The 10,198-nt window shown below is 67.9% G+C and carries 7 protein-coding genes and 2 pseudogenes; 6 read left to right on the top strand and 3 right to left on the bottom strand.

All coding sequences use genetic code 11. The annotated features are described in order from the left end of the window. On the bottom strand, positions 1-1,297 hold a 1,297-nt coding region (gene dctA / locus AC559T_RS05705; protein ID WP_498867998.1), incomplete at its 3' end, for a C4-dicarboxylate transporter DctA. A 143-nt stretch (positions 1,298-1,440) separates the two neighbouring features. Between dctA and AC559T_RS05700 the strand changes: the two genes are divergently transcribed. The 3 genes from AC559T_RS05700 to AC559T_RS05690 all read left to right on the top strand — a co-directional run bounded on the left by AC559T_RS05700 (position 1,441) and on the right by AC559T_RS05690 (position 5,145). Beyond that, positions 1,441-3,117 (top strand): sensor histidine kinase, encoded by a 1,677-nt coding sequence (locus AC559T_RS05700; RefSeq protein WP_498867997.1) that lies wholly within the window; start codon positions 1,441-1,443, stop codon positions 3,115-3,117. Between the two features lie 13 nt (positions 3,118-3,130). Beyond that, on the top strand, positions 3,131-3,856 hold the full coding sequence (locus AC559T_RS05695; protein WP_071066955.1) for a response regulator: 726 nt from the start codon (positions 3,131-3,133) through the stop codon (positions 3,854-3,856). Positions 3,857-4,038: 182 nt separating this feature from the next. Then, the gene (locus AC559T_RS05690) at positions 4,039-5,145 is read left to right on the top strand and encodes an integrase core domain-containing protein (protein ID WP_498867999.1); all 1,107 of its coding nucleotides are present in this window, start codon (positions 4,039-4,041) and stop codon (positions 5,143-5,145) included. Positions 5,146-5,261: 116 nt separating this feature from the next. Here the strand turns inward: AC559T_RS05690 and AC559T_RS05685 are convergent, their stop codons facing one another. After that, on the bottom strand, positions 5,262-6,029 hold the full coding sequence (locus tag AC559T_RS05685) for a TetR/AcrR family transcriptional regulator (RefSeq protein WP_235013664.1): 768 nt from the start codon (positions 6,027-6,029) through the stop codon (positions 5,262-5,264). A gap of 416 nt (positions 6,030-6,445) precedes the next feature. Between AC559T_RS05685 and AC559T_RS05680 the strand changes: the two genes are divergently transcribed. Together AC559T_RS05680 and AC559T_RS05675 are read left to right on the top strand one after the other, a co-directional pair. Further along, positions 6,446-7,396 (top strand): alpha/beta hydrolase, encoded by a 951-nt coding sequence (locus AC559T_RS05680; protein ID WP_498867996.1) that lies wholly within the window; start codon positions 6,446-6,448, stop codon positions 7,394-7,396. A gap of 155 nt (positions 7,397-7,551) precedes the next feature. Beyond that, positions 7,552-9,054: an MFS transporter gene (locus AC559T_RS05675; RefSeq protein ID WP_498867995.1), complete on the top strand. Its 1,503-nt coding sequence runs from the start codon at positions 7,552-7,554 to the stop codon at positions 9,052-9,054. Positions 9,055-9,167: 113 nt separating this feature from the next. Here AC559T_RS05675 and AC559T_RS05670 read toward each other — a convergent pair. Continuing rightward, positions 9,168-9,606: pseudogene (locus AC559T_RS05670) on the bottom strand (integrase core domain-containing protein); the annotation flags it as partial. A gap of 44 nt (positions 9,607-9,650) precedes the next feature. Here AC559T_RS05670 and AC559T_RS05665 point away from each other — a divergent pair. Further along, a pseudogene (locus tag AC559T_RS05665) lies at positions 9,651-10,198 on the top strand (helix-turn-helix domain-containing protein); the annotation flags it as partial.

Below are 10,198 nucleotides of genomic sequence, written 5' to 3'. Positions count from 1 at the left end.
AGTCCGGACCCGCGTTCAGCGCCTTTCGCATCTGCTCCTTGTCGAGGACGCCTTCCCAGTTCGCGACGACGAGGGTGGCGAGGGTGTTGCCACAGACGTTGGTGAGCGCCCGGCACTCCGACATAAACTTGTCGACCCCGAAGATCAGCATGATGGCGGCGACCGGAATTGTCCCGACGGTCGACAGCGTCGCCGCGAGCACGATGAAGCCGGAGCCGGTGACCCCGGCAGCGCCTTTGGAGGTCAGTAGCAGCACACCGATGATGGTGAGCTGCTCACCGAGGGAGAGGTCGACGCCGACCGCCTGGGCGAGGTACAGACTGGCGAGCGTCAGGTAGATGCAGGTCCCGTCCAGGTTGAAAGAGTATCCGGTAGGAACTGTGAGACCCACGACCTGGCGTGGCGCTCCGAGTCTCTCCAGTTTTGTCATGATTTGCGGAAGGACAGATTCGGAGGACGATGTCCCAAGGACGATCAGGAGTTCCTCTCGGATGTATCGCAGCAGCTTGAAGATGTTCACGCCGATGGTCGCAGCAATCGTGCCGAGCACAACGACAACGAAGAACAGGGACGTGCCGTAGAAGACCGCGACAAGCTTTCCGAGGCTGGTGAGGGTGTCGATTCCGTACTTGCCGATAGTGAAGGCCATGGCGCCGAACGCGCCGACTGGCGCCGCGTACATGATGAACCGGAGTACCTGGAACATGGTGCGGCCGACCCGCTCGATTCCGCCGGCGATTGCGGCACCTTGCTTGCCGGTGAGGTTCAGTGCGATGCCGAATAGTACGGCGAAGAACAGTACTTGGAGCACCTTGCCCTCCGCGAACGCGCCGACCACGCTGTCCGGTACAACGTCTGCCAGGTGATCGCCCCAGCCCTTTGACTCGCCCTGTGCGATGTACCCGCCGACGGTCTCATTGACCGACAGCGTGTCCGGGTCGGCGTTGACACCGTCACCGGGACGCAGCACGTTCATCACGATGAGCCCGAGCACCAGCGCGGCGGTGGTGACGAGCTCAAAGTAGGTGAACGCCTTCAGCCCCACCCGGCCTACCTTGCGCAGGTTGTCGACCTGCGCGATGCCGCCGACCACTGTGCAGAACACGATGGGAGCGATGATCATTTTGATGGCGTCGACGAAAGTCGTGCCGAGTGGCTGAAGGTCGACACCGACTCCTGGGGAGAAGTGGCCCACTAAGATTCCGGCGACGATCCCCGCCAGCACCCAGACGTAAAGCTGCCGGTACCAGCGTCGGCGTGTGGGTCCCGTCCGCGACGGGGCCGATATCGTGGTCATGCGAGCCTCCTAGCCGGGCGGTTCCGTGTGCCCGCCCCGTGTGGTGGCGTTACAGTGGCTGCGTTCACGATCATGGGTCACGGTTTTGGTCGTACTGTTCACGGCGTCTGGTGCCAACTGGTCCCGGCCGGCACACTGGGCCGATGGCCACAACACCCGGTGGTGCGGACGACCCCGGCGGCGGTCGCGGCACGCGGCTGAGCCGGCGCAGCATCGCGGGCCAGGTGCTCGTCCTGCAGGTCGCGGTGGTCGTACTCCTCGTGGTGGCTGCGGTTGCCGCCTCGGTGCTACAGGCCCGTCGCACGGCGGAACACCAAGCACGCGATCTCGCCGTCGCGGTCGCGGAGACCTTCGCCCATGCTCCAGGGATGGTCGCGGCCCTGAGCTCGGCCGATCCGAGCGCTTCGCTGCAGCCGCTGGCCGAGGCCACCCGAGCCCGGACCGGGGTCGACTTCCTCGTCGTGATGAATCCGGTCGGGATCCGGTACACCCACCCTGACCCGACCCGAATCGGCCAGCGCTTCCTCGGACACACCGAACCAGCGGTACGAGGCGAGGTGGTCACCGAGACCTACTCGGGAACGTTGGGCCCGTCAGTACGCGCGGTCGTGCCGGTCACCGCCAGCGATGGGAAGATTGCCGCTCTGGTCGCCGCAGGCATCACCGTCGAGAACGTCAGCCAGACGGCCGGCCGGCAACTCCCGGTACTCCTGGTTGCCGGACTGGCTGCCGTCGCGCTAGCGGTGGGCGGCACGGTGCTGGTCAACCGCCGCCTTCGGCGGCAGACTCGCGGCCTCAGCCCGGTAGAGATCACCAGGATGTACGAACATCACGACACCGTGCTGCACGCTGTTCGGGAAGGGGTTCTCATCGTCGACGACCAGGCTCGGGTGCTCCTGGCCAATAACGAGGCCCGCCGGCTCCTCGGCCTCCCGTCGGACGCCCATGGGCGGCCGGTCGCGGAACTCGGCCTTGATCCGGCGGCGCTGGACCTACTCGGCAGTGGTCGTCCAGCCGAGGACACCGTGCTGCTGGCCGGCGACCGGATGCTCGCGGTCAATCAGAAACCCACCGTCCGCGACGGGAAACCGCTCGGCAGTGTCGCGACGATCCGGGACACCACCGAACTCCAAGCGCTGACCGGCGAACTCGACGCGGTCCGGGGCATGGCGGATGCGTTGCGTGCCCAGAGCCACGAAGCCGCGAACCAGCTTCATATCGTGGTCACCCTGATGCAGCTCGATCGGCTGGACGAGGCCGTCGAGTTCGCCACCGCCGGGCTCGCTGGCTCACAGCAGCTCGCTGACCGGATGCTGACCGCCGTCGACGAGCCGGTCCTGGCGGCCCTGCTGCTCGGTAAGACCGCCCAGGCGGCCGAGCGCGGCGTGGAACTCGTCGTCACCGACGACACCCGGTTCGAGGTCTTCGACGTCGAGGCGGCTGAGCTGGTGACGGTCATCGGCAACCTCATCGACAACGCAATCGAGGCCGCGGTCGCAGGAGAGGCCCCGAGGCGGGTGACGGTCTCGGTGCGTACCGAGCCCGACGGCCTGACGGTCCGGGTCTCTGACACAGGTCATGGCCTCGATCCGACACAGGCCGCGGCGGCGTTCGAACGCGGCTGGACCACCAAGACGAGCACGTCAACGGGCGAGGCAGCACGCGGGCGAGGTCTCGGGCTCGCCCTGGTCCGGCAGGTCGTCCGGCGCCACGGCGGCCAGATCGAGGTGGGTCGCGACAGCGGTGCGGTGTTCACTGTCCGCATCCCTCGGCAACACGGGAGCGTCGACATGTCCACGGCGATGACTCCGGCCCGATGAGGTTGCCCACGCGATGATGAGCCGACCCGGCGCGCCGATTCGCACACTCGTCGTCGATGACGACCAGGTCATCGCCGACGCCCACCGCAGCTACGTCGAAAAGCTGCCCGGGTTCGTCGTCACCGACGTGGCCATCAGCGGCCGTCACGCCCTTCACCTCGCCAGCCTGGGCAACGTCGATCTTGTCCTGCTCGACTTCCGCTTACCCGACATCGGCGGGCTCGACATCTGCCGCGCCCTGCGCGGCGGCGGCGCGCCGCTCGACGTCATCGCCGTAACGTCGGCACGCGACCTGCCCACCGTCCGCTCGGCGGTCTCATACGGTGTGGTCCAGTACATCGTCAAACCGTTCACCTTCACGGTGTTCCGTGACCGCCTCGAGCGCTACGCAGCCTACCGAACCCAGATCACCGCGCACACGGATGCCGACGTCCTCGGCCAGCGAGACGTGGACCGAGCCCTGGCCACACTACGAAGCGCTGAATCGGACACCGTCCACCAGCCGAAAGGTCTGTCGGTAGAAACCCTCGACGCGGTTGTCGCCTACCTCAGCAGAGCTGCCGCCAAACCCGGCACCGCGGACCTGACCGCAGCCGGGGTGGCAGCCGCGGTCGGCATCTCCCGCGTCACCGCGCGCCGCTACCTCGAACGGCTCACGAACCAACGCCTGGTGAACCGATCCCAACGCTACGGAAGCGGTGGACGACCCGAATACCTCTACCGATGGATAGGTAACTGAACGGCAGCCTCCGCGTCCTCGACGGACCAGTCGAGATGAGTTGTGGGTGCCCGAAACTCGTCCGCAGGACCTGACCAGGGCTTCTGTCTCACCCGATGATCGATAGGCCTTCCCCCGGAGGCGATCGGACACCTATACCCTGTGGGGCTCCAGAACCCAGATTTGGACGGTGACCTGTGCGTTTGCCTGCCGGACGGGGTCCGTGTCGGGCAGGCTGGATGGTCATGGTGTGGTCGCTGCTCTACGCCCTGACACGCAATGCTCTCGGGCTGATGCTGCTCCGCGTGCGCGGGGACGCCGCGAAGGACGTGGAGCTACTCGTCCTGCGACACCAGGTGGCGGTGCTGCGACGGCAGGTGAACCGCCCGACGCTGGAACCGGCGGATCGGGTGATCCTCGCAGCCCTGTCCAGGCTCCTACCCCGGGCCCGCTGGGGTTCGTTCTTCGTCACCCCGGCCACCGTGCTGCGCTGGCACCGTGAACTCCTCGTACGAAAATGGACCTATCCACGGAAGCCGCCCGGTCGGCCGCCGGTCCGCCGGGAGATCCGCGAACTGGTCCTGCGCCTCGCACGGGAGAATCCGACCGGGGGCCACCGCCGGATCCACGGAGAACTCGTCGGGCTGGGCTACCCGGTCGGGGTCGCCACCGTCTGGCGGATCCTGCACCGCACCGGTGTCGACCCCGCACCCCGCCGGGCCGACACCTCCTGGCGCACGTTCCTGTCCGCGCAGGCCTCCGGCCTGCTGGCCTGCGACTTCTTCACCGTGGACACCGCGTTCCTCCAACGGATCTACGTGTTCTTCGTCGTCGAACACGCCACCCGCCACGTCCACCTCCTCGGGGTCACGAAGCACCCGACCGCGGCCTGGGTCACCCAGCAGGCACGGAACCTGCTGGGTGATCTCGACGAGTGTGACCACCGGTTCCGGTTCCTTCTCCGTGACCGCGACACCAAGTTCACGGCTTCCTTCGACGCTGTCTTCGCCGGGGCCGGCATCGACGTGGTACGCACACCCCCTCAAGCCCCGCAGGCGAACGCGATCGCGGAACGCCGGGTCGGCACCGCCCGCCGCGAATGCACCGACAGGCTGCTGATCATCTCCGAACGGCACCTGACATCGACCCTCGACAGCTACGCGGAGCATTTCAACACCCACCGGCCCCACCGCTCCCTCGGCCAGCACCCACCCGACCCGCCACCCGCAGTCGCCCCAACCCCGGAGTCCACCGTCCGTCGCACACGCATCCTCGGCGGCATGATCAACGAATATCGCAACGCCGCCTGACTACTTGCACGGAAGATCACGTCAACCGCAAAAGACCAGCTCACAGGCCGAAACCCGGGTTCTGGAGCCCCACAGGGTCACCTTCGCGCTTCTTGGCCACCAGCCTTACGACCAGCTCAATGTGGAGGCGTTCGCGACGCCGACTTTGAGATCCCCGGCCTGTCGATGTCCTGGCCCAGCCCGAGCGATCTGATGAGGTCGAGGAGCTCGACGCGGTAGAGCTCGGCGGGGTCATTGGTCAGGAGGCCGAGGTGGCCGTGGACCTCGAGTGCGACGAGGCCGTGCATGCGGCCCCAGACGCGCATGGCGAGGGCGACCCCGGCGGGTGGTAGCTCGGGAAAGGCGTCGCGGACGGCTGTCACCAGGTCGGGTGCGAAGTCGGACCACTGATGGTCGCCCACGGGCTGGACGGGTTCGGCATGGGGCCACGCGGCGGCGACGAGCTCGGTGAGCGCCAGGCAGGCCCGCTTGGCGGCGTCGAAGGTGGATCCGTCGCCGGGCGCGTGGTGGCCGGGCGCCGGATGATCGTAGATCAGTCGGAAGCGTTCCGGGTTGGCCACCGACCATCGGCGCACGGCCTGCCCCAGGGCCAGGATCCGGCCAGCGATGTCGTCGGGTGGGAGGGCGTCGCGGGCGATCTCTACCTCGTCCATAAGCGACGTGTAGACGTCGTTGATGAGCCTCGCGATCAACGCGTCGCGGGTGGCGAAGTAGCTGTAGATGGCGCTGCCGCTCATGTCCATCTCGCGGGCGATGGCGCGCAGGGAGATGGCGTCGGGGCCGCCCTCGGCCATGTGCCGCAACGCGATGGCCTGGATCTCGGCGGTGGTCTGCGCCCGTAGCCGCGCCCGTCGGCCTGGTGTCTGCTCTCCCACACTCGACATCGTACGACGCGCTTGTATAGTGCTCTGCATGGAAACTAAGCACTGCACGGGAATCGGTCGGTAGACGAGATACGGTCGGCGCACGAGATCCGCGCCCTCGGTCGCGGGGTTGTCCAGGGCTGTGGTGTTCGACGCTGTCCCGTCCGGTTCCCGCCTCGGGCAGGAGGCCGCAGGTCGTCGATGCCGCCAGACCGGCCCTCTACGACTTCGCCGCCGGCGACGGAAAGATCGTCATCGCCATCCAGCACCGACCAAGGCCGATTCTTTTGGGAGTTCGGATCACCCCGAGCAGGCATGCCCGTCGCAACCGGCTCCGATGCCGATGCCGCCGTCTTCAGCAACGGGCGTATTCGGCACGCCTATGCCTTCTTCGACACCAACGCCGGCTTACCACGGACACCCCTGGAAGGAATCACATGACGTTCGCACTCGATCCCCAGCTCGCAGTGGCCATAGCACCGTTCCTGGCAGCCGCGCCAGAAGTCGAGCCCCCGCCGGTGGGTGACTGGAAGACGCGGCGGGTGAGCGTTGAAGCGGCGCTGGCGCAAATGATCGATGCCTTGCCTGCACCCGAGGACGTGACGACCACGGACTACCAGATCAACGCCCACGATGGCGCCACTATCGCCCTGCGCTGGTATACCGCGCGCGAGTCGATGCCCGGATCGGCCGTCCTCTACTTCCACGGCGGCGGAATGATTCTCGGCAGTGTCGAACTCTACGATCCGTGGGTCGCCCGATACGTATCGGCAACCGGTGTCCCCATGTTGTCGGTCGAGTATCGCCTCGCCCCGGAGCACTCCCACCCCACGCCGGTGGAGGACTGCTACGCCGCGCTGCGGTGGTTGGCTGACCACGCAGTCGAGCTCGGGGTCGACCCAGCACGGATCGCGGTCATGGGCGACAGCGGAGGCGGTGGACTGGCCGCCGCGGTGGCCCTGCTGGCACGCGACCGAGGCGGCCCCGCACTGGCCCGACAGATCCTGATCTACCCGATGCTCGATGACCGCAACACCACGCCCGATCCCGCGATCGCACCGTTCGCGGGCTGGAACTACGACGACAACATCACCGGATGGGGTGCGCTGCTCGGCGCCGCGTACGGCGGGCCCGACGTCCCGCCGTACGCGGCGCCGGCCCGAGCAGACGACCTCACCGGCCTGCCACCGGCCTACGTCGAGGTGGGCGAGCTCGACATCTTCCGTGACGAGAGCATCGAGTATGCACGTCGGCTCGCGGCGGCCGGCGTTTCCACCGAGTTGCACGTGCACCCCGGGGCGCCCCACGGGTTCGACGCGTTGGGACCGGAGACCGATGTCGGGCGGCGCGCCACCGCCGACCGCGTCCGAGTCCTGACCGGTCTTTGAACCAGCCCAAAAAACTGAACAAGCCAGGAACTCGGCCTCGGATATTCAGTCGGATATTCAGCCTGGTCGCCCGACCGCGGGCGCGGAATTCCCCGGTTCTTGCCGTGCCCCGGGGCGCATTCCCCACTGCCACCACGTAGGAGACAGACGACCCCATGACTAATTCACCGACTCGGTCGCCAGCGCGGTCGGGAGGCAGGCTCGCACTAATCGCGTTTGCCCAGCTCATCATCGCACTTGACTACAACATCGTGTACGTGGCGCTGCCCGAGATCGGCGCCGACCTCGACTTCTCGGCCCAGTCGCTGCAATGGGTGGTGAGTGCCTACGCCGTCGGCTTCGGTGGCCTGCTCCTGTTCGGCGGCCGCGCGGTCGACCGGCTCGGGGCACGCCGGATCTTCCTGGTCGCCGTCGCCATCTACGGCGTCTCGTCCCTCGCCGGCGGGCTCGCCACCGAACCTGGGCTGCTCGTGGCCGCGCGTGCCCTGCAGGGCATCGGCGGAGCGCTGCTCTTTCCCGCCATCCTCACGCTGATCTACAGCGGCTTCGCCGAGGGAGCCGAGCGCAACCGCGCCCTGGCCGTCTGGGGCGCCGTCGGCAGCGGCGGCCTCGCCGCCGGCTCCCTGCTCGGCGGTCTGTTCACCGACTGGTGGGGCTGGGAGTCCGTCCTCTTCGTCAACGTCCCGCTCGCGCTGATCGCCCTGCTGGCCGCGCCGCGACTGCTGCCGGCCGACGCGCCTGTCAAGCGCGGCGTCAAGGCGTTCGATGTGCCCGGCGCACTGCTTGCCACCGCAGGCTCCTCGCTCATCGTCTTCGGCCTGGCCAGCGGCCCGGAGTCCGGTTGGACCTCGGTCCGTGCGCTGGGCACCATTGTGATCGGCGGCGTGCTCCTCGTCGCCCTGCTGGTGACCGAAGCCCGCACCCCGGAGGGGCTCCTCCCGCTGCGGCTGGTGCGCACCCGCACCCTGGCCACGACCATGGCGGTCGCCTTCCTCTTCATGGGCACCCTCGCCACCGGCTATTACGTGCTCACCACCTACCTCCAGCCCGTCCTCGGCTACAGCCCCACGGAGGCGGGCCTGGCATTCCTTCCCGTCTGCGTGTTCTCCATGATCGGAGGACCAGTGACGGCCGTCCTGCTCAACAGATTCGGCATCCGCGCCACTCTGGCCGGGGCTCTGATGATCAACGGCGGCGGCGTGGCCCTCGTCTGCGTGGTCATGGCTGTGGATGGCTCGTTCTGGTCGATGCTGCCCGGCATGGTCCTGTGGGGCCTGGGCGGCGGCGTCGGCTTCACCGCCACCTTCGCGGCGGCCGGCATGGGTGTCGCGCCGATGGAACAGGGCGTCGCCTCGGCGGTGGCCTCCACCTCCCAGCAGATCGGCGGCGCCGTGGGCCTAGCCGCCCTGATCGCGGTCGCCAACCACGGACTCGACTACAACGCGGTCCCCGGGCCCACGCTGGACGAGATCGTTGACGGCCTCCGGTGGGCCGGCGTCCTCGCCGGCGCCCTCTCGGTCGTCGGCGGCTTCGTCGCCCTGATCCTCAAGAGCGGCAAGGCCGCCGCTGCCGCGGTCAGGGAAGAACCTGCTGGGGATGAAGATGAACAGGTGACCGCAAGCGGCACCGCCGACGAAGCGATCGTCACCGCCCAGTAACTCCCGCCCCACCCAAGCTCGTGGTCGGCGCACCGAGCGCAACCTGACGGCGACCGGGGCGTCGAGATGCCTGTGGGGTGCCAGAACTCGGTCACCGGTGTTGACCTGGGGTTTTAGGCGGCTCGTTCGTATTCGTTGATCAGGCCGCCGAGGATGGGTTGGCGCTTGACGCTTCGTCAGGTCGGCGATGGGGTGCTCGGACGGTGGTGGCTGAAGGTTGCGGCCGCGGTGGGGTCGTCGTCCGTTGTAGTGGGCGGCGTACGCGGTCAGGACGGTGGGCAGGTGCCGCTCGCCGAAGATCAGCATCCGGTCGGTGACCTCGGTCCGGACCGTGCGGACGAACCGTTCCGCGTAGGCGTTCGCCCGGGGCGTCCGGGGTGGGATCGTGACGGTGGTGATGCCGGCGTCGGCGAGGACCGCGCCGAAGGAGGCGGTGAACTGGCCGGCCCGGTCACGAACCAGAAATTGGAAGTCGGCCGCCCGGTCGCCGAAGTCCATGAGGAGGTTCCGGGCTTGTTGGGTGGTCCACGGTCCGTCCGGGTGAGCGGTGACCTGCGCGTTTGCTCGCCGGACAGGGCCTGTGTCGGGCAGGCTGGATGGTCATGGTGTGGTCGCTGCTCCACGCCCTGACACGCAACGCTCTCGGACTGACGTTGCTCCGCGTGCGTGGCGACACCGCGAAAGACGTGGAGCTCCTCGTCCTGCGACATCAGGTGGCGGTGTTGCGACGGCAGGTGAACCGCCCGGTCCTGGAACCGGCGGATCGGGTGATCCTCGCAGCCCTGTCCCGGCTGCTACCCCGGGCTCGGTGGGACGCCTTCTTCGTCACCCCGGCCACCGTGTTGCGCTGGCACCGTGATCTCCTCGCACGAAAATGGACCCCCGCAAGACCCCCGGACGGCCCCCGATCCACCGGGAGATCCGCGAACTGGTCCTACGCCTCGCCCAGGAGAACCCAACCTGGGGCCACCGCAGGATCCAAGGAGAACTGATCGGGCTGGGCTACCCGGTCGGAGTCGCCACCGTCTGGCGGATCCCGCACCGCACCGGCGTCGACCCCGCACCCCGCAGGTCCAACACCTCCTGGCGCACATTCCTACGCACCCAGGCCTCCGGCCTGCTGGCCTGCGATTTCTTCACCGTG

It is taken from the genome of Frankia sp. Hr75.2 (genome assembly GCF_949319125.1).
GTDB classification, from domain to species: domain Bacteria; phylum Actinomycetota; class Actinomycetes; order Frankiales; family Frankiaceae; genus Parafrankia; species Parafrankia soli.
Note: the sequence above shows the minus strand (reverse complement) of the source record. Positions and strands in the feature narration are given on the sequence as shown.